The 24,301-nt window shown below is 59.1% G+C and carries 23 protein-coding genes and 1 other RNA gene; 20 read left to right on the forward strand and 4 right to left on the reverse strand.

The window, feature by feature from the left end:
* Positions 1-32 precede the first annotated feature (32 nt).
* Positions 33-662 (forward strand): glutathione S-transferase N-terminal domain-containing protein, encoded by a 630-nt coding sequence (locus FIV08_RS03595; RefSeq protein WP_152437360.1) that lies wholly within the window; start codon positions 33-35, stop codon positions 660-662.
* A gap of 57 nt (positions 663-719) precedes the next feature.
* Positions 720-1,130, forward strand: a complete 411-nt coding sequence (locus FIV08_RS03600; RefSeq protein WP_228263750.1) for a ClpXP protease specificity-enhancing factor — start codon at positions 720-722, stop codon at positions 1,128-1,130.
* A gap of 27 nt (positions 1,131-1,157) precedes the next feature.
* Here the strand turns inward: FIV08_RS03600 and FIV08_RS03605 are convergent, their stop codons facing one another.
* From FIV08_RS03605 to FIV08_RS03615, 3 genes are read right to left on the reverse strand one after another with little or no spacing between them, the layout of a single operon-like run.
* A complete protein-coding gene (locus FIV08_RS03605) occupies positions 1,158-1,748 on the reverse strand; it encodes a D-sedoheptulose-7-phosphate isomerase (RefSeq protein ID WP_058091019.1) in 591 nt (196 codons plus the stop codon).
* Between the two features lie 8 nt (positions 1,749-1,756).
* A complete protein-coding gene (locus FIV08_RS03610; protein ID WP_152437361.1) occupies positions 1,757-2,122 on the reverse strand; it encodes a YraN family protein in 366 nt (121 codons plus the stop codon).
* A 12-nt stretch (positions 2,123-2,134) separates the two neighbouring features.
* Positions 2,135-4,009 (reverse strand): penicillin-binding protein activator, encoded by a 1,875-nt coding sequence (locus FIV08_RS03615; protein WP_152437362.1) that lies wholly within the window; start codon positions 4,007-4,009, stop codon positions 2,135-2,137.
* Positions 4,010-4,160: 151 nt separating this feature from the next.
* Between FIV08_RS03615 and rsmI the strand changes: the two genes are divergently transcribed.
* From rsmI to lpxC, 18 genes are all read left to right on the forward strand, one after another.
* The gene (gene rsmI / locus FIV08_RS03620) at positions 4,161-5,039 is read left to right on the forward strand and encodes a 16S rRNA (cytidine(1402)-2'-O)-methyltransferase (RefSeq protein ID WP_152437363.1); all 879 of its coding nucleotides are present in this window, start codon (positions 4,161-4,163) and stop codon (positions 5,037-5,039) included.
* Positions 5,040-5,078: 39 nt separating this feature from the next.
* Positions 5,079-5,430, forward strand: an RNA gene (gene rnpB / locus FIV08_RS03625) — RNase P RNA component class A.
* 304 nt (positions 5,431-5,734) lie between these two features.
* Positions 5,735-6,187 carry a division/cell wall cluster transcriptional repressor MraZ gene (gene mraZ, locus FIV08_RS03630; protein WP_061333007.1) on the forward strand — a complete coding sequence of 151 codons (453 nt, stop codon included), beginning with the start codon at positions 5,735-5,737 and terminating at the stop codon, positions 6,185-6,187.
* On the forward strand, positions 6,184-7,140 hold the full coding sequence (gene rsmH, locus FIV08_RS03635) for a 16S rRNA (cytosine(1402)-N(4))-methyltransferase RsmH (protein WP_152437364.1): 957 nt from the start codon (positions 6,184-6,186) through the stop codon (positions 7,138-7,140). Before mraZ ends, rsmH begins: the two co-directional genes overlap by 4 nt.
* Before the next feature lie 26 nt (positions 7,141-7,166).
* A complete protein-coding gene (ftsL, locus tag FIV08_RS03640) occupies positions 7,167-7,571 on the forward strand; it encodes a cell division protein FtsL (protein WP_058091014.1) in 405 nt (134 codons plus the stop codon).
* 31 nt (positions 7,572-7,602) lie between these two features.
* On the forward strand, positions 7,603-9,345 hold the full coding sequence (locus FIV08_RS03645; protein ID WP_152437365.1) for a peptidoglycan D,D-transpeptidase FtsI family protein: 1,743 nt from the start codon (positions 7,603-7,605) through the stop codon (positions 9,343-9,345).
* A 4-nt stretch (positions 9,346-9,349) separates the two neighbouring features.
* On the forward strand, positions 9,350-10,834 hold the full coding sequence (locus FIV08_RS03650) for a UDP-N-acetylmuramoyl-L-alanyl-D-glutamate--2,6-diaminopimelate ligase (RefSeq protein ID WP_152437366.1): 1,485 nt from the start codon (positions 9,350-9,352) through the stop codon (positions 10,832-10,834).
* Positions 10,831-12,228: a UDP-N-acetylmuramoyl-tripeptide--D-alanyl-D-alanine ligase gene (locus FIV08_RS03655; RefSeq protein WP_152437367.1), complete on the forward strand. Its 1,398-nt coding sequence runs from the start codon at positions 10,831-10,833 to the stop codon at positions 12,226-12,228. The genes FIV08_RS03650 and FIV08_RS03655 overlap by 4 nt, the downstream gene beginning before the upstream one ends.
* Positions 12,213-13,298 (forward strand): phospho-N-acetylmuramoyl-pentapeptide-transferase, encoded by a 1,086-nt coding sequence (mraY, locus tag FIV08_RS03660; protein ID WP_058091011.1) that lies wholly within the window; start codon positions 12,213-12,215, stop codon positions 13,296-13,298. Before FIV08_RS03655 ends, mraY begins: the two co-directional genes overlap by 16 nt.
* A 15-nt stretch (positions 13,299-13,313) precedes the next feature.
* Positions 13,314-14,654 carry a UDP-N-acetylmuramoyl-L-alanine--D-glutamate ligase gene (gene murD / locus FIV08_RS03665; protein WP_152437368.1) on the forward strand — a complete coding sequence of 447 codons (1,341 nt, stop codon included), beginning with the start codon at positions 13,314-13,316 and terminating at the stop codon, positions 14,652-14,654.
* Positions 14,654-15,853 carry a putative lipid II flippase FtsW gene (gene ftsW / locus FIV08_RS03670; RefSeq protein ID WP_152437369.1) on the forward strand — a complete coding sequence of 400 codons (1,200 nt, stop codon included), beginning with the start codon at positions 14,654-14,656 and terminating at the stop codon, positions 15,851-15,853. The genes murD and ftsW overlap by 1 nt, the downstream gene beginning before the upstream one ends.
* Positions 15,846-16,931, forward strand: a complete 1,086-nt coding sequence (gene murG / locus FIV08_RS03675; RefSeq protein ID WP_152437370.1) for an undecaprenyldiphospho-muramoylpentapeptide beta-N-acetylglucosaminyltransferase — start codon at positions 15,846-15,848, stop codon at positions 16,929-16,931. The genes ftsW and murG overlap by 8 nt, the downstream gene beginning before the upstream one ends.
* Complete coding sequence (gene murC, locus FIV08_RS03680) at positions 16,924-18,363, forward strand: UDP-N-acetylmuramate--L-alanine ligase (RefSeq protein ID WP_152437371.1); 1,440 nt, start codon at positions 16,924-16,926, stop codon at positions 18,361-18,363. The genes murG and murC overlap by 8 nt, the downstream gene beginning before the upstream one ends.
* Complete coding sequence (locus FIV08_RS03685; RefSeq protein WP_072678061.1) at positions 18,360-19,337, forward strand: D-alanine--D-alanine ligase; 978 nt, start codon at positions 18,360-18,362, stop codon at positions 19,335-19,337. The genes murC and FIV08_RS03685 overlap by 4 nt, the downstream gene beginning before the upstream one ends.
* A complete protein-coding gene (locus FIV08_RS03690) occupies positions 19,330-20,169 on the forward strand; it encodes a cell division protein FtsQ/DivIB (RefSeq protein ID WP_058091005.1) in 840 nt (279 codons plus the stop codon). Before FIV08_RS03685 ends, FIV08_RS03690 begins: the two co-directional genes overlap by 8 nt.
* A 36-nt stretch (positions 20,170-20,205) precedes the next feature.
* Positions 20,206-21,441 (forward strand): cell division protein FtsA, encoded by a 1,236-nt coding sequence (gene ftsA / locus FIV08_RS03695; RefSeq protein WP_058091004.1) that lies wholly within the window; start codon positions 20,206-20,208, stop codon positions 21,439-21,441.
* A 102-nt stretch (positions 21,442-21,543) separates the two neighbouring features.
* On the forward strand, positions 21,544-22,701 hold the full coding sequence (gene ftsZ / locus FIV08_RS03705) for a cell division protein FtsZ (protein WP_058091003.1): 1,158 nt from the start codon (positions 21,544-21,546) through the stop codon (positions 22,699-22,701).
* Positions 22,702-22,917: 216 nt separating this feature from the next.
* The gene (gene lpxC / locus FIV08_RS03710) at positions 22,918-23,832 is read left to right on the forward strand and encodes a UDP-3-O-acyl-N-acetylglucosamine deacetylase (protein WP_058091002.1); all 915 of its coding nucleotides are present in this window, start codon (positions 22,918-22,920) and stop codon (positions 23,830-23,832) included.
* Positions 23,833-23,843: 11 nt separating this feature from the next.
* On the opposite strand, the gene FIV08_RS03715 is transcribed toward lpxC, so the two are convergent.
* Entirely contained in the window at positions 23,844-24,296 is a 453-nt protein-coding gene (locus FIV08_RS03715) for a DUF721 domain-containing protein (protein WP_152437372.1), read from the reverse strand.
* Positions 24,297-24,301: the final 5 nt, after the last annotated feature.

Genomic DNA, 24,301 nt, shown 5'->3' on the forward strand with positions numbered 1-24,301 from the left:
TGTTTCGATTTTTAGAATCGTGAGGTAGCTTTATGGGCGTTGTGACCAAGCGGTCATCAATGACGTTTTTCTCGGATCCGGCCAGCCATTACAGCCACCGTGTTCGCATTGTTTTGGCTGAAAAGGGTGTAACCGTAGATATCGTAGACGTGGATCCGGACAACCCGCCCGGAGAATTGGCGGATCTGAATCCGTATAACGCCCTGCCTACTCTGGTGGACCGGGATCTCGTTCTGTACGAGCCCAACATCATGATGGAGTACCTGGACGAGCGTTTTCCGCACCCGCCACTGTTGCCGGTGTACCCGGTTGCGCGGGCCAACAGCCGCTTGATGATCCACCGTATTCAGAAAGATTGGTGCGGCCTGGTTGACCAGATTCTGGCGCAACCGACTGGCAAGGCGGCCGATGCGGCCCGAAAAGAACTGAAAGAGAGCCTCCTGGCAACAGCACCTCTGTTCGCGGAAATGCCGTTCTTCCTGTCAGAAGAGTTTACGATTGTGGATTGCTGCATCGCTCCGATTCTCTGGCGCTTGCCTGCGCTGGGAATTGATCTGAGTGACAAGCAGGCCAAGCCTATTCAGAAATACATGGACAGCATCTTTGCCCGGGAAGGTTTCAAGGCAAGCCTTTCAGACCTGGAAGAAGACATCCGAAGCTGATCGGCAAGCCCGCATGGCGGGGCAGGAGTGGTTGCAGTGCCTGATATGAGTGTCACTATGACGTCTAGCCGTCCATACCTGGTGCGATCCCTGAATGAGTGGATTCTGGATAACGACTGTACTCCCTACATCGTGGTCGATGCCGGTGTACAGGGCGTTCAGGTGCCCACAGAACACGTGGCCAACGGCCAGATCGTCCTGAATATCAGTCCCGGCGCGGTAAGGGGGCTGGTGATCGGCAATGGCGCGCTTGAGTTCAGTGCCCGCTTTGGCGGGGTGCCCATGCAGGTGTTTATCCCGTTGCAGGCCGTGATGGCTATCTACGCCAAGGAAAATGGTGAGGGGATGGTGTTCGGCAGTGAGCCGGGTTCACCGGACCCTGATGGCGGAGCGGATGGAGATGCGCCGGCTGACAGGCGATCCGATGAGCGCCCGAGTGGGCGACCAACCCTGAAAGTGGTGAAGTAAAAAAGCCGGCGAAAGCCGGCTTTTTCGTTATCCGCCAAACAGTTTGTGGTCAACCAGGTCGCACAGGGTGTTGATGATCAGCAACATCAACGGGGTGGCTTCATGGGGTGCCAGATCATTCAGTGCAATTTCATGGTCTTCCGGGTGCATTAGCGAGGTGATGTCTGACTTTTCCCGGGCACTCAGAACGACCACCTGCATCTCCCGGTCGTGGGCGGCCTGGATCGCCTGGATGAGGTTGGCCTTGTGGCCGTCATCGACAATGACAAACAGAAGGTCACCGGGTTTGCCGATGGCACGAACCTGTCGGGAGAAGGTGTCGTTGAACCGGTTATCCCTGCATATGGCCGAATAGGTTGTGGCATCCGCACCGAGGTTGATGGCGGGCAGTGCCGGCCGGTCCTGCTCAAAGCGATTCAGCAGTGCCGTGCAGAAATACTGGGCCAGGATATTGGCGTTGCCATTGGCGCAGGCGATCAGTTTGCCGTCCTGCAGCAGGGTATTCACAAAGGCATCTGCCACGTCCTCGATATCCGGCCCAGCAGTACTGGCGGCCTGGGCAGTCTGTTCCATGTGGTTGGCAAACCACTGGTTAATCTTTTGTGCGGTGTCGGTCATTGGTTCGGTTATTCTGCCTGGATTGCATTTTTGATCCATTGTACCCGGTATTTGCGCACCGTACCCGGCATGATCGCGACGACGTCAATTCTGGAGGCGATGTTCCACAAACCATGCCTGTGCAGGTAATAAGAGGCAGCCCGGAGCAGTCGTCGCTGCTTGCCATACGTTATGGAGCCTGCTGGATCGACCAGGCTGCCATCGCCGCGATAGCGAACCTCGAAGAACACCAGGGTATCGCCGTCCCGGCCAATCAGGTCAAGTTCTCCGCCCCGGTTGTAGACGTTCTGTTCCAGAATGGTAATACCGTTTTTCACCAGATAGCGGGCGGCCACCCCTTCGTAATGATTTCCAATGGCGCGTTTGCCTTCCATGGCTTATGTCCTCTACAGGCGCTGGCTATCAACTTGCTCAGTTTCACGAGCGCCTTCCCGGGAAGTAGCCTCGTTGAGTTCCGGGGCCAGTACCGGGCGCCCGTTCTGGAACTGTGCCCAAAGTTGATGGCGGTGGATGGCGCCGTCCGGGGACATGGTGAGGGTGCCGGTTTGACCATCAATGGCGGCGCCTTCCACCTGCCGCAGCAGCGGCAGCCGTTTGCTCAACTGCCAGGCGTCGGCCCCCATGGCAAACAGCCGGCCCAGTTGGCCGCGTGTGCCGCTGAGATTCTGCTCGGCCTGGGTGCGCATTGGGTTGTCCTCGGCCAGGACCCAGGGGATGTCGGTAAACGTCACCCGGTTCAGGTCGCGATCGCGCCCCGGGTCGGGGGTGCCCTCGTAGACAATGGACGGCGCATATACCGGCAGATCGCCAGAGAAGTAAAACGCAAACAGCGGATTGAACTGGCGTGCCACGTTGGGTTGCGCAACCAGTACAATGGCCTCGGCATCCTGGCGACGACGAGGTTCGAATTCGACGTTTTGGCCAATGGTCCTTTCTACTTGAATGGCCCGCTGCCGGGACGTGGTGACGCCCAGTAAATCGGCGGTGACTGACCGGAAGTTGTCCTCCGGGAAGAACCGTTCAATGTCGAGCGCGGAACCGTTGTGGGTAGCCATGCGTTGCAGCAATGCCTGTTCCACGCGATCACCCCATTCGCCCCTGGGAATGAGCACCAGGATCTGGCGGAGCGACTGTGCTGCCAGCTGGTCGGCAATCTGCCGGGCTTCATCTTCGGCTGATAGGCCGAACTGGTAAAGCCCGTCGGGCACACGGCTGTCCGCCGGCAGGTAATTCAGCCCGAGCACTGGAACGGCAAGTGTGTTTCTCGCACTCAGGCCTGCAAGTGCGTCTTTCTCGAGGGGGCCAACAATCAGGTCAATGTTCTGGCCAGCCAGTTCTTCATACAGCGCCGTAAAAGGTTTGCTGGAGGTGTCGACGATGCGGATATCGGTTTTGCTGCGGTCCGCGCTGTCATCACTGAAATAGGCAGCGAGGAAGCCGTCCCGGATTGCGCGCCCGGCACTTGCCAGAGAGCCCTGCAGGGGAAGTGCCAGTACGATGCGTTCCGGCCGGCTGGTGGCCAGTTCCGACAGCAGGCGAAGGTCTGTGGGCAGGATCTGTGCCGCGGGGTGCCCTGGCCAGTTATTCTGCCAGGCCCTGATCAGACGCCCCTGTTCGTCAAGGCCGACATCGCGGGCGCGCAAGGTGGTGGCCAGCTCCAGCCAGCCCTGTTCTTCGAAGCCGATGGCTGTTTCTGAAGCTTCATTCAGCGCTTGCCCGGGGATTGTCCTGAGGTATTGCCAGATCTGGTCGTGGGTGTCCTGTGGGTCGCTTTGGGTGTCAGTCTGGCTGAGCAGCATCAGCGTAAGCGCGGCGGACAGCTGGTCATCATTGAGGGCGAATGTCTCAGCCTGCAGTTGCGCGGCTTTTGCCATGATGTCTGACGGGTAGCCGAGGAAGTGGTCTGGCGACAGATTGCCGACCAGTTCATTCGCCCAGTCGCTATCTTGCAGTTCGACGGCGCTGGCCATGGACAGAAGTAATTTCTGGCCGGTTAGCTGGCTGTCGATCGTGTCCAGCTGCTGGTTGCGGAGAATCTGGCGCGCCGCCCTGTGGTTGCCCTGATCCTGGAAGTTGCTGGCCATCCGCAGCAGGTAACGCTGTGCTGTTACGGGGTTTCGTTCGCTGGCAGCAAGTTCGAGTGCACGCTCTGGTGTGTCTGCAACCTGGCTGTCCAGGTTGACGGTGGCGCAACCCGCAGTCAGAAGGATGACCAGGGTGATCAGGGCAAAAAGTGTTCGATGGCTGCGGTATTTAGTCATGGCAGGCTCGGAGTCTCCGGATCATTAGGCTTGTGGTGCCGCTTTATTGGTGGCAAGTTTACCAGCTCCCGGCCCATTTCACATGACATGCCTGTCATGGGTGCCGGGTTGCACGGGAGTGACGCAGCTCCTGTCTTCTATCGGTGGGAGTATGTGTATGTCCGGTTCGGAAAATGTCCGGAAAGAGATGGATGGTGTTCTGTATGTGGTTGCAACGCCAATTGGTAATCTGGACGATCTCTCTGACAGGGCGCGTCAGACCTTGGCAAAAGTGGACCTGGTGGCTGCGGAGGATACCCGTCACTCGGGACGGTTGCTTCAGCATCTTGGGTTGAGCAAGCAAATGATGGCGCTGCATGACCACAATGAGCGTGCTCGGGTAGCAGGTATTCTGGATGCGCTGGCGGCGGGGCGGCAGGTAGCGTTGGTATCTGATGCTGGCACACCGCTTATCTCGGACCCGGGTTACTTGCTGGTTCGCGAGGTTCGCGCGGCGGGTTACCGGGTGTCGCCGGTGCCTGGCCCGTGTGCGCTGGTCGCCGCCTTGTCTGTGGCGGGGTTGCCTACCGACCGGTTTCTGTTCGCAGGCTTTTTGCCAGCCAAGCGCTCGGGCCGGCAGGCTGCGTTGACGGAATTGGCGCGGGAGCCAGCGACTTTGGTGTTCTATGAGTCGCCGCATCGCATTATCGATTTTATGAAAGACATGGCTGAGGTGTTGGGGGGGGATCGGGAGTGTGTGTTGGGGCGGGAGCTGACCAAGACCTTTGAGACCTTCTACAGTGGTCGCGCGGATGAGGTGCTTGAACAGCTTGAGAGTGATCCTCATGGAGCCAGGGGCGAGTTTGTGGTGATGGTCCGTGGCGCGGCGCCGACACCCGCTGGAGAAGTCTCCGTTCTGGACACCGATAAACTGCTGGGGTTGTTGATCAAGGAGTTACCGGTGAAGAAGGCGGCCCGGATTGCGGCGGAAGTCAGTGGCCTGGGTAAAAATGAGCTCTACCAGCGCGCGTTGGAGCTGAAAGATCATTAAGGCCTTGCATGGCGGCGGATGCGGGGGTATTGTCGGCACCGAGCTCGCCAGGCAGTCGCCGCCGGTTTCGATCGGGGGAGGAAAGTCCGGGCTCCGCAGGGCAAGGTGCCAGGTAACGCCTGGGCGGCGCGAGCCGACGGAAAGTGCAACAGAAAGTATACCGCCTAAGCGCCTTCGGGCGCCGGTAAGGGTGAAATGGTGCGGTAAGAGCGCACCGCGTGGCTGGCAACAGTCCACGGCGATGGTAAACCCCACCTGGAGCAAGACCAAATAGGAATCCAATGGCGTGGCCCGCGCTGGATTCGGGTAGGTTGCTTGAGGCCTGCGGTGACGCAGGCCCTAGATGAATGACTGTCCAAGACAGAACCCGGCTTATCGGCGAGCTCGCCATTTTCTTTTCTGATGTAATGCCCATCCTTCTCACAATTCGGCCTTTATAGCCAAAAAATCTTAAACCTCAGAAAGGCTCTTTAGAGTTTTCTGCAGGTGCTTGTTTTTTCTCCTTTTCTTTACGTCTTTTTAACGATTTTCTAAGTTTCCCCTTTGTAACCTCTTGTCATTAAAGGAACTTTCGCCTGTGTGGTGCCGAATGCGGCGCTTGCATTGTCTTTTGCGTGTTTCTATAGTGTGCGGAAGTGGGAAAAAGTGGTTTCAAGTGGTTTTTTGTGGAAATAGCAGCCTTGGACACGGCATAAATGAGCAACTTTCTTGGCAGTCATGCCATCAATATGGACGCGAAGGGTCGCCTGGCGATCCCGACAAAGGTGCGTGAGGAACTCGCGCAGCTTTGTGGTGGCCGTATTGTTCTGACCGCCAATGCCGATGAAGAGCGCTGTCTTTTGCTGTATCCAGAGCCGGAATGGGAAACCCTCAGGCCCAAAATTGAAGCGCTGCCGAACATGAATAAAGCAGCACGGCGTTTACAGCGGCTGATTCTCGGTAATGCGGCGCCCATGGAGCTGGATTCCGCGGGCCGCATCCTGGTGCCGCCGACGCTGAGAAGCTACGCGCACCTGGAGAAAAAGCTGATGCTGATTGGCCAGGGCAAGAAGCTGGAGCTCTGGAGCGAGGAGCGCTGGTTTGCCTGGCTGGATGAGTCTTCTGGCGATGACGATATGCCGCCGGAAATGGAGGCGCTGTCGCTATGACCAAAACAGAGCAGGCGTCAGATCAACCTTTCCGGCATCGCTCGGTGCTGCTGGATGAGGCTGTTGATTATCTGATCAATGACTCGGCTGGTCGTTATGTGGACGCCACCTTCGGTCGGGGCGGTCATAGTCGTCTGATTCTGGGCCAGCTGGACGCTCAGGGCAGCTTGCTGGGTATCGATAAAGACCCGGAAGCCATTCAGGTTGCAAAAGAACTGGCCGCGGAAGACGGCCGGTTTTCCTGGTATCACGGCTCCTTTTCTGAGTTGAGTCAGGCTCTGGACAGTCAGCAGTGGCCGGCGGTACAGGGCGTGTTGATGGATCTCGGGGTGTCGTCGCCACAGCTGGACGATGCCGCGCGCGGGTTTTCTTTTATGCGCAATGGTCCGCTGGATATGAGGATGAATCCCCAGCAGGGGCAGAGTGCTGCCCAATGGCTGGCAACTGCAGACGAGCGCGACATCGCAGATGTGATCTGGCGCTACGGTGAAGAGCGTTTCTCTCGCCGTATCGCGCGCCTGGTAGTTGCCCGTCGGCAGGAAGAGGCCATTGAAACAACCCGCCAGCTGGCGGAGTTGGTGGCTGAAGCGGTGCCCAAGAAAGAAAAGCACAAACACCCGGCCACCAGAACCTTTCAGGCGATCCGCATCTTTATCAATCGGGAGCTGGAAGACCTGGAAGTCGGTTTGGCTGCTGCGGTCGAGCGCCTGGCGCCAGGCGGTCGCCTGGTGGTGATCAGCTTTCACTCGCTCGAAGATCGCCTGGTAAAGCGCTTCATGCGGGATTTGGCCCGGGGCCCGAAGATACCAAAGGGTGTGCCAGTGACCGCTGATCAGGAGCGCTCCGAGTTTTGCCTGGTAGGTAAGGCCAGCAAGGCCAATGAGCAGGAAATTACCGAAAACGTCCGTGCCCGTAGTGCAGTCATGCGGGTACTGGAAAGACGAACCAACTAATCGAATTCGCAGGGGAGCGCGACGTTATGGGCGCGGTAGCCATCGAACAACCAACCAAGACCACCAGGCTCAGCAAGCAGCGGGTCCGTGACGGCGTGGCAACCGCCGTGCGCCTGTCCCGGCAGGTTTTCGATACCACGCGGGAGAGCCGGGTGGTGGTGACTCTGGCGTTGGTGGCGGTATTAACACTGTCTGCCATCGGTGTTGTTGTCAGTGCCCACGAAAACCGGGAGTTATTCAATACGTTGTCCGGGTTGCAGCAGCAACGTGATGCTTATCAGCGGGAATGGAGTCAGCTCTTGCTTGAGCAGAGTGCGCTGAGTGCTCACGGGCGCGTAGAGCACCTGGCGGCAGAACGTTTCAATATGGTGGTGCCGGGGCGACAGGACATAGTTCTTGTGCCGCTGATGTCTCCGGTTGCGGCGAAATAACGATCATAACAAACACATCAGGGTGATCGATTTGTCCGGTCAGGGAAAGCAGGCAGCAAACTGGCAGCAGCGTTTGTCCGCGGGGTTGAAAGCCTGGCGCTTCGGCTCGGTGCTGGGCGTTTTTCTGCTGGTGATGCTGGGTATTGGCTGGCGACTGGTCGATCTGCATGTGGTGGATAACGAGTTCCTGCGTCAGCAGGGTGATGTCCGGACCATCCGGGTTGAGTCCATTGACGCGCATCGTGGTGTGGTTAGCGATCGCCATGGTGAGCCACTGGCGGTCAGCACCCCGGTTCAGACGCTGTGGGCGAACCCCTCTGAAACTGATCCTGATGATCCCCGGTTGGCGGGTCTGGCTCGCCTGTTGGGTATGACCGAAGGTTCGCTGCGGGAGCGTTTGCGTACCTTTGCGGGTCGTGAGTTCATCTATCTGCGCCGGAAAGTTCAGCCAAGCCTGGCGCGTGAAGCACTGGATCTTGGGATCGGTGGCATCTATGCCCGGCAAGAATACCGTCGGTACTACCCTGCCGGGGAGGTGACTGCGCATGTGGTTGGTTTCACCAATATCGACGAGCTGGGACAGGAAGGGATTGAACTGGCCTATAACCAGTGGCTAACCGGCGAGCCCGGGCGCAAGCGGGTACTCAAGGACAATCGTGGGCGCGTCATCAAAGACCTGATGTTAATCCGGGATGCCCGGCCCGGCCGGGATCTTGAGCTTAGCCTGGATCTGAGGCTTCAATACCTGGCTTACCGAGAACTCAAAGCAGTGGTAACTGCCCACAACGCCCGGGGCGGCACGCTGGTCATGCTGGACGTTGATACCGGTGAAGTTTTGGCAATGGTTAACCAGGGTTCATACAACCCCAATGACCGGGCCCAGTTATCCGCGGATAATCTGCGCAACAAAGCAATCACCGACTTGTTTGAGCCAGGTTCCACCATCAAGCCGATTACCATCGCGGCGGCACTGGAATCCGGCAAGTACCAGGTTAACAGCACCATAGACACCTCACCCGGCTTTCGCCGATTTGGTCGTTTTACCATCCGGGATGCGCGAAATTACGGAACCATGGACCTGACAGAAATGATCGTCAAATCCAGTAACGTGGGGGTCAGCCAGATTGCCACGGAGCTTGGGGGCGATGTGTTGAGGAATCTGTTCGCCAGGATGGGGTTGGGGCAGGCAACCGGTATCGGCTTCCCAGGGGAAGCCGTTGGTGTTTTACCGGCACCGCCAAGGTGGCGCCCGGTTGAGGAATCCACGCTGTCCTACGGTTACGGCATGAGCGTGAACGCCTTGCAGTTGGCCCAGGCCTATATGGTGATTGCTAATGGTGGCATCCGTTATCCGTTGAGCCTGATGAAGCAGGACGCGCCGCCCCAGGGGCAGCGGGTACTGAGTGAAGACGTGGCGTTCGCCGTGCGCGGTATGCTGAAAGAGGCCGTGGCGCGGGGAACGGGTGGTCGCGGCCAGCCGGGCCTTTATGCGGCCGGAGGCAAGACCGGCACGGTTCACCTGGTGGGCGCCCGGGGTTATGAAAAGAGCCAGTACAAAGCGATATTTGCGGGCATGGCGCCAATTGATGACCCGCGTATCGTGACGGTTGTGGCCGTGGATGCGCCTCAATCCGGAGAGTACTACGGTGGCGAAGTGGCGGCCCCGGTATTCGCCCGGGTGATGGGGGACGCACTGCGACTGCTGAATGTGAAGCCAGAACTGGAAGTCAGCGGGGCCAAAGGCTCTGGTCGGGCCTCCGGAGAGAGAGGGTAACACCATGTGCATCACATCTATCAGCAACTTGTTACAGGGTATTGTCGACGTGCCATCGGTGTTTGATGTCACGATTCATGGCCTGAAGACCGACAGCCGAACGGTGACGTCGGGGGATGCGTTTATCGCACTGGCCGGGGCTCGAACGTCATCGGAGCAATACGTTGACCAGGCGATATCGGCGGGTGCCACTGCGATACTTCTGGAAGCTTCGGAATCGAGGGAATGCCACGAGCGCCATGGCGCGTTGGTAGTGCCCGTGGTTGGGCTCCGGGCCCAGTTGGGACGGATTGCAGATCGATTTTTCGAGCATCCCTCCCGGCATTTGCGCCTTATTGGCGTGACCGGTACCAACGGGAAAACATCGGTCACCCAGTACATCGCACAACTTTTGAAGGAAACCGGCACCCCTTGTGGTGTGCTGGGCACTCTGGGATATGGCATGCCAGGTAACCTTCAGCCGGCAACCCACACCACGCCGGACGTGGTCCAGGTTAACCGGGTACTTAACCGGATTCGAAACGACGGTGGTCGTGCAGCGGTGATGGAGGTGTCATCCCATGCATTGGATCAGGGGCGGATTGACAAGCTGACCATGACCGGAGCGGTGTTTACCAATCTTACACGGGACCACCTGGACTACCACGGCTCCATGGAAGCTTACGGCGAGGCCAAAGCCAGACTGTTTCGCAGGGAAGAGCTGCACTTTGCCGTAATCAACTTTGACGATCCTTTTGGGCGGCAGTTATTCGAACAGCTCAATGGGCAATGTGACCGGGTTCGTTACAGCCTGCATGAGGCCCAGACCGAGTTGTGGCTGAAAGATTTCGCGCCTGTGGCGACTGGCTTCCGGGCCCGTGTTGATGGCCAGTGGGGCGAATTCGACCTGCAGGTGCCGTTATTGGGTAGCTTCAACGCCAGCAATGTTCTGGCGGCACTGGCTACGGTCCTGACGCTGGGGGTGCCTGTTGACAGAGCAGTCGCCGCAACAGCAGGGCTGACCCCGCCACCGGGGCGGCTGGAGCGGTTCACCGGTGCCGATGGCAGGAACGTGGTTGTGGACTACGCGCACACGCCGGACGCCCTCGCCAATGCCTTGGCGGCCCTGCGCTCCCACGTCACCGGCCGGTTGATCTGCGTGTTCGGTTGTGGCGGTGACCGGGACCCCGGAAAGCGTCCGGAAATGGCCCGCGAGGCGGAGAAAGAGGCGGATGTGATTATCGTCACCGATGACAACCCTCGCTCAGAACATCCGGCACGGATTATCCGTGATATTGCGCAGGGCTTTTCAAAGGATGGGTGTTTCGAGGTTATCCATGACCGCGCCGAGGCGATAGCGGCAGCGGTGACCATGGCGGGGCCGGAAGACCTGGTGCTGATCGCCGGGAAGGGACATGAAGCCTGGCAGGAGATTGCCGGGCAGAAGCTTCCGTTCAGTGATGCAGAGCAGGTTCGCCACCTATTGAAGCTGAATGGGGGTGTGGCATGATGCGCGCCTTTTCTCTGGCGGAGGCCCGCGACTGGTTGCAGGCAACTGTTGCCGGATCCGTTGCAGCGCTTGACGCAGTTCGGTTTGACGGCGTTTCCACCGACACCCGGTCTGTGGTGCCAGGGCAGCTGTTTGTGGCACTGCGGGGCGAGCGGTTTGATGGTCACGGATTTGTCCGGCAAGCCATGGAGCAGGGCGCGGTTGCGGCGGTTGTGGATACCGCCGACAGCTCCCTGGCGATCCCACAGCTGGTGGTTGCCGATACGGTGGATGCGCTGGCGCGGCTCGCGGCCGGAAATCGTGATGAGAGCAGCGCTCGTTTGTTGGCGGTGACCGGCAGCAGTGGCAAAACCACGGTCCGGGAAATGACGTCGGCGATCCTTGCGGGCATGGGGCCGACCCTGGCCACCGAAGGCAACCTGAATAATCACATCGGAGTGCCGCTGACCCTGTTCCGCCTGGCACCTGAACACCGGTTTGGTGCCATTGAGCTGGGTGCCAGTGGTCTGGGAGAGATTGCCCACACGGTCGCGGTGGTTCGCCCCGAAGTGGCAATCCTGACCAACGCCGGCCAGGCACATCTGGAAGGTTTCGGCAGCTACCAGAACATTGTACTGGCCAAGGGTGAAATTATTGATGGTGTGCCCGCCGATGGCGTGGTTGTGCTGAATCGCGACGACCCCGCTTTTGACCAGTGGCGCGAGCGGGCGGGCCGGCGCCGGGTGCTGAGTGTTTCCCGGCTCGGGGTTTCAGGTGCCGACTATCAGGCCGTCGCCAGCACCCCGATGTCAGAGGGATTTGAAACCGAAGTAACCGGTCCGGAAGGCTGGCATTGCAAGGTGCGTATACCGCTGGCCGGCGAACACAACATAACCAATGGCCTGCTGGCGCTGGCGGCTTGCCGGGCGCTGGGAGCCACGGATCAACAGATCGTGGACGGTCTGGCAGGGGTGCAGGCGGTGAAAGGGCGATTGCAGGTACTGAACCCCGCAGCCGATTTAACCGTGATTGATGACAGCTACAACGCCAACCCGGCGTCCATGATCGCTGCCCTGAATGTGCTGGCGGGTTACCCCGGTACTCGGGTGGCGGTATTGGGTGCCATGGCGGAGCTGGGTGCGGAGGCTGCCGAGTTGCACCGGCAGGTGGGTGCCCATGCCCATGCCAAAGGCATTGAGCGCCTGTTGGCGGTGGGTCCGGGTGCAGAGGCATACGAGGCCGGTTTTGGAACCGGCACTGAAATCTTCCAGAGTCATGAGCAGGCTGTGCCGGCCATCATGGATGGCAGGCAGGGCGCTACAACAGTTCTGGTGAAAGGTTCTCGCAGTTCCGCCATGGATCGCGTGGTGGAGGGGATTCAGAAAAAGGTGAAAAACACATGCTGCTCTGGCTGACAGAGATTCTATCGCAATACTTCTCCGCGCTGACGGTGTTTCAGTACCTGACCCTGCGCGCCATTCTGGGCGTGCTCACGGCGCTGTTGATATCGCTGCTGATCGGGCCGGTGATGATTCGCAAACTGAGCCAGTACCAGATTGGCCAGGCGGTGCGTGATGATGGTCCGCAGACTCATCTCAGCAAAGCCGGAACACCGACCATGGGCGGTGCGCTGATTCTGGTGGCGATTGCAATTTCCACCCTGTTGTGGGCGGATCTGAGCAACCGCTACGTCTGGGTGGTGCTGTCTGTCACCTTGTTGTTCGGTGCGATTGGCTGGGTTGATGACTACCGCAAAGTGGTTGAGCGTAACCCTCGTGGACTGCCCGGGCGCTGGAAGTATTTCTGGCAGTCGGTCATCGGTGCGGCTGCCGCAATTGTGTTGTACATGACCGCATCGCTGCCTCAGGAGACCTCGCTGTATCTGCCGTTCCTGAAAAACGTATCACTGACCCTCGGGCCGGTGATGTTCATTCTTCTGACCTACTTTGTGATCGTTGGTAGCAGCAACGCCGTGAACCTGACCGACGGTCTGGATGGCCTGGCCATCATGCCGACGGTGATGGTGGCGAGTGCGCTGGCGATCTTTGCCTATGTGTCTGGTCATGCCCAGTTCGCCAACTATCTGCTGATTCCACACCTGCCGGGTGCCGGTGAGCTGATCGTATTCTGCTGTGCGCTGGTCGGGGCGGGGCTCGGTTTCTTGTGGTTCAACACCTATCCGGCCCAGGTGTTCATGGGGGATGTAGGTGCACTTGCACTGGGCGCTGCCCTGGGCGTGGTGGCCGTGATTGTTCGCCAGGAGATCGTGCTGTTCATTATGGGCGGCGTGTTTGTGATGGAAACCATCTCGGTGATTCTGCAGGTGGCCTCGTTCCGGCTGACCGGGCGTCGCATCTTCCGCATGGCGCCGTTGCATCACCATTTTGAATTGAAAGGCTGGCCCGAACCGCGCGTTATTGTGCGTTTCTGGGTGGTCACTGTGGTTCTGGTTCTGATTGGCCTCGCCAGTCTGAAAATCCGATAGGAAGTGGTTACAGCTATGAGTGTCATTGTTTCGGATCGTCGCACATTGGTAGTAGGGCTCGGTAAGACCGGGCTCTCCTGCGTGCGCTATTTGTCCGGAACGGGCCGCGACATTGCGGTGGCTGACAGCCGGGAAAACCCGCCCGGGCTGGAAGAGCTGCGTGCGGGCTGGCCGGATGTGCCGGTCTATCTCGGAGCGTTTGATCCCTCGTTGTTTGCCGGTTTTAACGAACTGGTGGTCAGCCCGGGTATTGCCATTGCAGAACCGGCGATTGCCGCTGCCGCCAAAAATGGTGCTCGAGTCCGCGGTGATATTGATGTGTTTGCCGACGCGGCAGATGCGCCCATCATAGCCATCACCGGTTCCAACGGTAAGACAACGGTCACCACCCTGGTTGGGGAAATGGCCCGGTCGGCGGGGCGGAACGTCAAGGTTGGCGGCAATATCGGTACACCCGCCCTGGATCTCCTTGGTCAGGGCGCAGACCTGTATGTGCTGGAACTCTCGAGTTTCCAACTGGAAACCACCGAAGAGCTGAACGCCGAGGCCGCCACCGTGCTTAATGTCAGCGACGATCACATGGACCGTTACCCGGACAAAATGGCGTACTTTCAGGCAAAACAGCGGATTTACCGGGGCTGTAAGAACGCCATTGTGAATCTTGACGACGCCCTCAGTACTCCCATGGCCCGCGATAACCTGCGGTTTATCTGTTTTGGCTTTAATCGGGTGAACCCGGAGACTTTCAGCACCCGGGACGACGATCAGGGAACCTGGATAACCTTCGGGTTCGACAACCTGTTGCTTGCCAGCGAGCTCAAGCTGATGGGGCGGCACAACATCAGCAACGTGATGGCCGCATTGGCCCTTGGTCAGGCAGCGGGCCTGCCAATGGAGACCATGCTTGGGGTGGCACGTGAGTTTACCGGCTTGCCCCATCGCTGTGAGTTTATCCGGCATCTGGATGGCGTTGATTACATCAATGATTCCAAAGGCACCAACGTGGGTGCCACTGTTGCCGCGATTGAAAGCCTGGCCCCCGAAGACGGCCAGGTAATCCTGATTGCCGGTGGCTATGGCAAGGGCGCTGACTTCAAACCCTTGGCGGAACCCGCGGCCAGATACTGCCGTGCGGTCGTATTGATGGGTCGTGATGCCGATACCATTGCCAGGTCGTTGGCCGACGGAGTTGACCTGGTCAAGGCAGGGTCGCTGGCCGAGGCTGTCGAGCAAGCGCGCCGGCTGGCGCGGCCAGGCGACCGGGTGGTGTTGTCACCGGCCTGCGCCAGTTTTGACATGTTCCGGGATTATAACGATCGCGGAGACCAGTTCCGTGCGTTGGTGGAGGCCCAGTGATGCAAGTGGGTGCAGCCAGTTACCGGCCACAAGCCTGGTTAGGTGATCTCCAGCCCCTGCCAGTGCTGGTGGTGACGTCCGTTGCGCTTCTGGTGCTGGGCGTGGTGATGATTTCGTCCGCCTCCATGGATATGGCGGCGGCCACCATGGGCAACAGTTATCACTATGTGATCCGGCAGGTACTGTTTGCGGCGCTCGGTTGCCTCATGGCCCTGGTCGCCGTGAATGTGCCGGTGTCCTGGTGGGAGCGCAGCGGGTGGTTGCTGCTGGGTGTCGGCATACTGGTGTTGTTGCTGGTGCTCACACCCATGGGGCGCACCGTCAACGGTTCAACCCGCTGGATCCCCCTGGGACTGTTCAATGTGCAGGTATCCGAGGTGGCCAAGCTGTGCCTGATCGCCTATCTGGCCGGATACGTGGTTCGGCGCCGGGATGAGTTGCTGAACACCTGGTCCGGGTTTCTGAAACCCCTGGTAGTGTTGGGTCTGGCGTCGGTGCTGCTGGTCATTCAGCCAGACTTCGGTGCCACCGTGGTGCTGGTCACCGCCGCAGCGGGCATGATTTTTCTCAGCGGCGTTCGGCTGACCCGGTTTGCTCCGTTGATCGGCATCCTGGCGTTACTGGGAACCGTTCTGGTGGTTACCCAGCCCTACCGTCTCAAGCGGGTAGTGAGCTATCTGGACCCGTGGAAAGATCAGTTTGACACCGGGTATCAGCTCACCCAGTCCCTGATTGCTTTCGGGCGGGGCGAGTGGGCGGGCGTTGGCCTGGGCAATTCGATCCAGAAACTGTTTTATCTGCCGGAGGCACATACCGACTTCATCTTCGCCATCATCGCCGAAGAGTTTGGTTTGTTGGGCTCGCTGATTGTGCTGGCATTGTTCACCGCACTGGTAGTGAGCGGGTTTGTGATTGCGCGGCGGGCGGAGAAAGCTGGTATGCCGTTTGGTGCGTGCTTCAGTTATGGCCTTACCCTGCTGATTGGTCTGCAGGCGGGTATCAATATGGCCGTCAGCACGGGATTGTTGCCCACTAAGGGGCTGACGCTGCCCTTGGTGAGCTACGGCGGCTCAAGCCTGATGATGACCTGCATTGGCATCGGCGTGCTGGCAAGGGTTGAAATTGAACGGCTTGATAAGGTGCGAATGAATTCAGAACAAACCAGGAGAAAGGCGGGGGGAGGTGCTGTGTATGAGTAAGCCCCGTCGTTTTCTGATGATGGCTGGTGGCACCGGTGGTCACGTATTCCCCGCGCTGGCTACCGCCCGTGCGCTGCAGGACAGAGGCCACGAGGTGTTCTGGCTGGGTGCAAAGGGCGGTATGGAAGAGCGGCTGATCGGCGAGACGGATATTCCGCTGTCGTTGATTCATATTTCCGGGCTTCGTGGCAAAGGCAAACTGGCCCTGGTGCTGGCACCGATCCGCTTGATGCGCGCACTGGGTGAGGCGTTCACCGTACTGCGAAAGATCAAGCCGGATTGCGTTGTGGGCATGGGTGGCTTTGTGACTGGCCCCGGCGGCGTCGCTGCCTTTTTGCAGCGTGTGCCCCTGGTGATCCATGAGCAGAATGCCATCGCGGGAATGACCAACCGTTGGTTAACTCGGGTTGCGGATACGGTGCTCGAAGCCTTTCCCGGGAGCTTCGGTGCGAACGTGGTTACCCGTTGCACCGGCAACCCGGTGCGCAAAGATGTCACCGAAATCGACGGGCCGGAACGCCGCCTCGATGGCCGGACCGGGCCGGTGCGTGTTCTGGTTGTAGGCGGCAGTTTGGGTGCCCGGGTTTTCAACGTGCAGGTACCAGCTGCACTGGCGTTGTTGCCGGAGGAACTGCGCCCGGAAGTTCGGCACCAGTGTGGTGAAAAAAATGCGCAGGAAGCCCGGGACGCCTATGAGGCTGCCGGTGTCTCGGCCAGTGTTGAACCGTTTATCCGGGACATGGCCGAAGCCTACGCCTGGGCAGATATTGTGGTGTGTCGGGCTGGAGCCCTGACGGTGTCAGAACTCTGCGCCGCTGGCGTCGGGGCAGTGTTGGTCCCTTTCCCCCACGCGGTGGACGATCACCAGACCCGCAATGGCGAACACATGGTAAAAGCAGGGGCAGCGATTCTGATACCCCAGCAGATGATGACTCCGGATGTGCTGGCAGAGACCTTGAAAGATCTCGCTGGCGACCGGGAACGAATTTCGACAATGGCGACGGCCGCCCGCTCACTGGCCCGCCCTGATGCAACGGAGAGAGTTGTGAATTACTGTCTGGAGGCCGCCAATGGCTGATGTAACCAATCCGCCGCTGGTCTATCAGGTGCCCGAAATGCGCCGTATTCGCCGTATCCATTTTGTCGGTATCGGCGGTGCGGGCATGAGTGGCATCGCAGAGGTGCTCAAGAACCAGGGCTACGATGTGTCCGGGTCGGACCTGAAAGAGAGCCCGGTTACCGGCCGCCTCCGCGCCATGGGCGTAGAAGTCCAGATCGGCCATCGGGCGGAGAACAGTGAGCAGGCAGACGTCGTGGTCGTCTCTTCTGCTGTCGCCGGCGACAACCCTGAGGTGACAGCCGCCCGCAGCCGCCGCGTGCCGATCGTACCGCGAGCAGAAATGCTGGCGGAAATCATGCGCTATCGCCATGGCATTGCCATCGCTGGCACCCACGGCAAGACCACCACCACCAGCCTGATTGCCTCGATTCTTGGGGAAGCAGGACTGGACCCAACCTTTGTCATTGGCGGCAAGCTGAACAGTGCCGGTACCAATGCCCAGCTCGGTGGCTCCCGGTACCTGGTGGCGGAAGCTGACGAAAGCGATGCATCGTTCCTGCACCTGACCCCGGTGATTTCGGTGGTGACCAACATCGAAGCCGACCATATGGATACCTACGGCGGTGATGTTGAAAAACTGAAACAGACGTTCGTGGACTTTCTGCACAACCTGCCATTCTACGGCATTGCCGTGATGTGCGTGGATGACGCCTACGTGCAGGAAATCATTCCGCGGATATCCCGGGCCATCATTACCTACGGCATCGACAACCCGGATGCGGATTACCGGGCCGAGCAGATCAGTTCGGATGGTCTGAGAACCCATTTTGTCGTGCGCCGCCCGGGGAATCGCTCAGACCTGACGGTCGAGCTGAAAATGCCGGGCCGTCACAATGTTTTGAATGCTCTGGCGGCCATTGCCGTCGCCACCGATGAAGGGGTGGATGATCAGGCAATCTGTCGGGGCCTCGCGGGCTTTGCCGGTGTCGGCCGGCGCTTCCAGGTGTATGGCGAATACCGGATTCCGCAAGGGTCGGTAACGCTGGTGGACGATTACGGGCACCACCCCACAGAGGTGGAGGCGGTCATTCGCGCCGCCCGGGGTGCCTGGCCTGGCCGGCGCATTGTCATGCTGTACCAGCCCCATCGCTACACCCGTACCCGGGATTTGTACGAAGACTTTGTACGTGTGTTGTCGGAACTCGATGGCCTGTTGTTGATGGATGTGTATTCAGCCGGCGAGCCGGCAATACCCGGTGCCGATGGCCGTGCCCTGTGCCGGAGTATCCGGCAGCGTGGCAAGGTTGAGCCGGTGTTCGTCGAGGAAAACCGGGAAATCGAAAATCTGTTGGAAAGTGCCCTGAAAGACGGCGACCTTCTGATTACTCAGGGTGCCGGCGATATTGGTGGCGTTGCTGCGCGACTGGCTGCGGCGGGAGTGAGCAAGTGAGTGATTTGAGTCATACCAACGCACAGCCCTATCAGGCTTCGCCGGAACTGGTGAAAGCCTTCGGGCGCGTGGCGGTCTTCATGGGAGGCGATTCCGCAGAGCGGGCGGTGTCCCTGAAGAGTGGCCAGGCTGTGTTGTCGGCGTTGCAGTCGGCCGGCGTTGATGCCTTTGGTATTGACGTGCGTGGCTGTCTGCTGAAAACCGTCGAAGCTCCGGAGTACGACCGGGTGTTTATTGCCCTGCACGGCCGGGGCGGCGAAGACGGCACCCTGCAGGCGATTCTGGGGCAGGCGGGCATTCCCTACACCGGCAGCGAGGTTTTGGCCTCGGCCCTCGCCATGGACAAGTTACGTACCAAGTACGTGTTCCAGGGCTGCGGGCTGCCAACGCCTGCATTCAGGGCCATGACCTCCGCCGCGGAGGCGGATGAGATTATCCGGAGCCTGGGCACACCGTTGAGTGTCAAGGCGGCCCATGAAGGCTCCAGTATCGGGATCTTCAAGGTTCACAATACCGAGGAGTTGGCGGAGGCCTATCGGAAGGCAGCGGAAATCGATGACCTTGTGCTGGTGGAACAGTGGATTGAGGGGCCGGAATTTACCGTCAGCCTGCTTCAGGACAAAGCTTTGCCGGCCATTGGCCTGAGTACAGACCATACCTTTTACGACTACGACGCCAAGTATCTGGCTGACGATACCCGGTACCGGATTCCGTGTGGCCTGGCCCCGGATGATGAAGTCCGGTTGCAGCACCTGGCGCTGGACGCCTTTCGCGTGCTCGGGTGCAGAACCTGGGGGCGGGTCGACATCATGCAGGATGCGGACGGCGAGTTCTGGTTGCTGGAAGCGAACACTGTCCCTGGTATGACTGACCACAGCCTGGTGCCGATGGCCGCCAAGGCAGCAGGCATCAGCTTCGAAGAACTGGTCGTGCGGATTCTCAAGGACACTCTGCCGGAGGCGACGAATGCTTGAAACATTACTGATCCGGAGCCGGGCGGTACCGCCCGAGCCGCCCCGGCGACGGGGGGCAACCTCGGTCGGACCGGAGCGGGACCGGTTTGGTGTGTTGCGAGGGGTATTGTCGGCGGTGCCCTGGCTGCAGGTGGGGCTGGGCGCGACCATTGTTCTGCTGGCGGCCATGGTGCCCTGGGCAACCGACCGGCTGCTTACCGCCATGGACCAGCAGATCATTGCGGTGGATGTGCGCGGAGACTTTGTTGGCGACAGCTCGGTGGCCGTGGAGCGTGCTGCCGGAGCCTGGATTGGCAAGAGTTACTTCGCTACCGATCTGGCGGAGGTGAAAGCCGAACTGGAACAGCGGCCCTGGGTAGCCTCGGCCGCGGTCAGGCGGGTTTGGCCAGGGCGGCTGGAGATCGACATCCGGGAGAAAAAGCCATTGGCGTATTGGACGGATGGCCGGCTGGTAAGCAGGTCAGGCGAGCTATTCCTGCCGCCAAACCCGGAAGTGGCGGGCAGATTGCCCAGGCTGGCGGGGCCGGATGAGCGGGTGCGAGAGGTGATTTCCATGGCCCGCACCATGAGTGACCAGCTGGCCGGCTACGGGCTCGGATTTGCTGGCTTGTCCCTGGAACAACGGGGCGCCTGGACACTCACGCTGTCAAACGGCATTGAGGTGGTTTTGGGGCGCGACAAGGTTGAGCAACGTTTTGAGCGTTTTATTACGGTTTATGAGAACCGCCTGGCTTCGCGAGTGGACGAAGTCAGTCGGGTTGATGCCCGCTACTCCAACGGCGTGGCGGTGCAGTGGAAGTCGGATGTGGCAACCGCCGCGCCGAAATCCTGATAACGATTATTACGAACCTGGGGTTTGGTGAAACACATGTCATCGGTTGAAACGGAAAACATGATTGTCGGCCTGGATATCGGAACTTCCAAAGTGGTTGCGATTGTCGGCAAGCGCAAGATGGATGGAACCATCGAAGTGGTTGGTATCGGCTCACACCCGTCCCGCGGCCTCAAGCGGGGGGTGGTGGTGAATATCGAAACCACGGTTCAGGCCATCCAGCGGGCAGTGGAGGAAGCCGAGCTGATGGCTGGCTGCCGAATTCATTCGGTCTACGCAGGCATCGCGGGCAGTCATATCAAGAGCCTGAATTCCCATGGCATTGTGGCCATCCGCGACCGGGAAGTGACTCAGGCCGATATCGACCGGGTGATCGACGCGGCCCAGGCGGTTGCCATACCCGCGGATCAGAAAATCCTGCATATCCTGCCGCAGGAATTCGTGATCGATAACCAGGAAGGCATCAAGGAGCCCATGGGCATGTCCGGTGTGCGCCTGGAAGCCAAGGTGCACCTGGTGACCTGTGCGGTAAACGCGGCACAGAACATCGAGAAATGTGTGAAGCGCTGCGGCCTTGAGGTAGACGACATCATTCTTGAGCAGCTGGCATCGAGCCACGCGATTCTGACCGAGGACGAAAAAGAGCTGGGTGTCTGTGTGGTGGATATCGGCGGGGGCACCACCGATATCGCGGTGTTTACCGGCGGTGCGATCCGCCATACCGCGGTGATTCCCATTGCCGGTGATCAGGTCACCAATGACATCGCCATGGCGCTGCGCACGCCAACGCAAAATGCCGAAGAGATCAAGATCAAATACGCCTGCGCGCTGACTCAGCTCGCCGGTGCCGATGAAACCATCAAGGTTCCGAGTGTCGGGGACCGGGCGCCCAGAGACCTGTCACGCCAGGCGCTGGCGGAGGTGGTGGAGCCCCGCTACGAGGAGCTGTTCACCCTGGTGCAGTCGGAGCTTCGCCGGTCGGGATTCGAAGACATGATTCCCGCAGGCATCGTGATTACGGGCGGTTCGTCCACCATGGAAGGGGTGGTGGAGCTGGCCGAAGAAATCTTCCACATGCCGGTAAGGCTGGCCTGTCCGCAGGCGGTCTCCGGCATGACCGAAGTGGTCAACAACCCGATCTACGCCACGGGTGTGGGGTTGTTGATTCATGGCTTCCGGCAAATGGATCTTGGCCGGGCGCCGGTGCTCAAGGGGGAGGATGCACCTTCCCTGATTGAGCGCATGAAAGCCTGGTTTACCGGTCACTTCTGACGGTGAATCAGCAGGTAGTACACGAAGGTATCTCGAAAAACACAAAACGATCGAATGAAACCGGTCTGGAAAGACCGGAAACAGCACGAAGGAGTAGGGGATATGTTTGAACTCGTTGATAGTGTTCAGCAAAACGCAGTTATAAAGGTTGTCGGTGTTGGCGGCGGTGGCGGTAACGCCGTTCGTCACATGCTTAACAGCGACATTGAAGGTGTGGAATTTATCTGCGCCAACACAGACGCCCAGGCACTGAAAGACCTGGACGCCCGCCAGATTATCCAGCTTGGTGGCAACATCACCAAGGGCCTGGGTGCTGGTGCCAACCCGGAAGTGGGCCGTCAGTCTGCCCTGGAAGATCGTGACCGTATTGCCGAGGCGCTCAGTGGCTCGGATATGGTGTTTATCACCGCCGGTATGGGCGGTGGAACCGGCACCGGTGCCGCGCCTGTTGTCGCGGAAGTCGCCCGGGAACTGGGTATCCTGACCGTTGCCGTGGTCACCAAGCCGTTCCAGTTTGAAGGTGGCAAGCGTATGAGCGTGGCCGAGTCCGGCCTGAAAGAGCTGGGCGAGAGCGTTGATTCACTGATCACCATCCCGAACGAGAAGCTGTTGGCGGTGATGGGTAAGAAGACCAGCCTGCTGGACGCCTTTGCCTCCGCCAACGACGTGTTGCTGGGCGCGGTTCAGGGTATCGCTGACCTGATCACCCGCAACGGTATGATCAACGTTGACTTTGCCGATGTCAAAACCGTGATGTCCGAAATGGGCAACGCGATGATGGGTACCGGTCGTGCCACCGGCGAGAACCGCGCCCGTGAAGCCGCCGAGGCCGCCGTTCGCAGCCCGCTGCTGGAAGACATCAACCTGCAGGGCGCCAAAGGCATCCTGGTCAACATTACCGCCGGCATGGATCTGAATCTGGGCGAATTCTCCGAAGTTGGTGACATCGTTCGTGAATTTGCGTCAGACGCCGCCACGGTAGTGGTGGGCACCGTTATCGATCCGGAAATGACCGACGAGCTCAAGGTCACCGTGGTGGCGACGGGTCTCGGTGGTGAACGTGAGAAGCCCACCAAGGTGGTGGACAACTCACGCACACTGGACGGCAAGACCGATTACAACCAGCTGGACCGGCCTGCTGTGCTGCGTCGTCGTGCGGTTTCGCAGGGCAATGTGGCGCTGGACCAGAGCAAAGAAAGCGAAGAGCAGGGCGTGGACTATCTCGATATTCCCGCATTCCTTCGCCGGCAGGCTGATTGATAATCTGTCTCACCTGTGTTCGGGGGTATCGGTTTCAATGCAGTGAAATGGAACCTTTAGTCCGGAATAAACGTGAGCTGGTTGGCCATAGCGGATGACTATTGCAATTTTTAAGTAAAGTCATGTTGGCTAAATGGTACTCAGTCTTGAATTCTGATATTCTCCGGGCAGTTTTTTGCTCAGAATATCGACTTTTTGTGACGGAATGATGAACCGATGATCAGACAACGGACACTCAAAAATACCATCCGTGCGACCGGTATCGGCCTGCACTCAGGGGAAAAGGTTTACCTGACCCTGAAGCCGGCTCCGGTTGATACGGGCATCATCTTCCGCCGTACGGACCTCGACCCGATGGTTGAGATCCGGGCATGCGCGGAAAATGTAGGTGAGACCATGCTGTCCACGACGCTGGTAAATGACGGTGTCCGTGTGGCGACCGTAGAGCATTTGCTCTCAGCCATGGCTGGTCTTGGCATTGACAACTGCTACGTCGAACTGAGCGCGGCGGAAGTGCCTATTATGGATGGTTCAGCCGGGCCGTTCGTATTCCTGCTGCAGTCGGCCGGCATTTCCGAACAGGATGCCGCCAAACGCTTTATCCGCATCAAGCGGGAAGTCACCATCGAAGAAGGTGACAAGAAAGCGACCTTCCTGCCGTTTGAAGGCTTCAAGGTCAGCTTCGGTATCGACTTTGACCATCCGGTGTTCAAGGGTCGCGCCCAGACCGCAACGGTGGATTTCTCCAGCACGTCTTTTGTGAAGGAAGTCTCCCGTGCCCGTACCTTCGGGTTCATGCGCGATATTGAAAAGTTGCGTGCGATGAATCTGGCGCTGGGTGGCAGCGTGGACAACGCCATTGTGGTCGACGACTACAAGATTCTTAACGAGGATGGCCTTCGTTATGATGATGAGTTCGTCAAGCACAAGGTTCTGGATGCGATCGGCGATCTCTACCTGCTGGGCAACAGCCTGATCGGTGAGTTCCGCGGTATCAAGTCCGGTCACGACCTGAACAATAAGCTGCTGCGCAAGCTCAGGGCAGAAGAAGACGCATGGGAAGTGGTGACCTTCGATGATGAAGCCACTGCTCCTATCTCTTATATGAAACCTGTGCTCGCGGTGGGTTAAGGCCGGAAGCCTTAATCCCGGACGTGGCTTGCGAGTTTTTCGAGAACCTCGCGTAGTGCTTTATCCTTCGTGTGCCCGGCTTCCTCTTTGAGGAGCCGGGCATTTTCTTTGCTCAGGGGTGTCATTTTGGCCTCCGGTTTGTCCCGGTACCTCAAGGGTGACACCTTGATGCGAACCTTCCAGACAAACCTGAACAGCTCCTGCTCCCGCAGCTTTTCCATGATCTCGTGTTGCCGGAACCGTAACCGGGTAGCCTTGCTGGCGTTGTCGGTGGCCAGCACCAGTTCTCCTTCGGTGCAGCTGACAAAACGCGTACCGTCTGCCAGCTCTTCCGGAACCGCGTCGAGCACCAGTTGTTCCGCCTGCTGGTGAAGCTCGGCTTTGGTCAGCAGGGCTTTCAGAGTAGAGCCGGGGCTGGAAGCCACTTTGCCAAAGATCATTTTTTGGTCATTTTTTTTGCTCATAACCG

It is taken from the genome of Marinobacter sp. THAF197a (assembly GCF_009363275.1).
Taxonomy (GTDB): domain Bacteria; phylum Pseudomonadota; class Gammaproteobacteria; order Pseudomonadales; family Oleiphilaceae; genus Marinobacter.